Annotated in this window: 1 pseudogene; it reads left to right on the plus strand. The window is 60.1% G+C overall.

Annotation, left to right across the window (positions count from 1 at the left end):
- Positions 1–269, plus strand: a pseudogene (locus SB771_RS34160) (LysR family transcriptional regulator); the annotation flags it as partial.
- Between the last annotated feature and the right edge of the window lie 9 nt (positions 270–278).

A 278-nucleotide genomic window follows, 5' to 3' on the forward strand; every position in this document is an offset into this window, starting at 1 on the left:
GGAGTGCTACGGCGAGTCGATCGTGAGCCGCTGATTGCTGATCGAGTGGCGTCCCTTGACCTGATGATGGCGATGTTAGCGGCGGGCTTCGCCTTGGATCTTGCCGGCACCTCATAGATCGCCGCTAGCCGTGAACAAGGGATGGTGGCCCGGCCTCTGGCCGGTCACACGTCTGTTCTCGCAACTCGTCTGCTGCATCTGGACAACGGCCTTTCGAGGCGCTGGCTCGATTTATCGAGAGAGTAAGGATCGCCGTTCCGAGCAATTAAGGGCAGACG

This window comes from Burkholderia sp. SIMBA_051 (assembly GCF_046534915.1).
Lineage (GTDB): Bacteria > Pseudomonadota > Gammaproteobacteria > Burkholderiales > Burkholderiaceae > Burkholderia > Burkholderia ambifaria.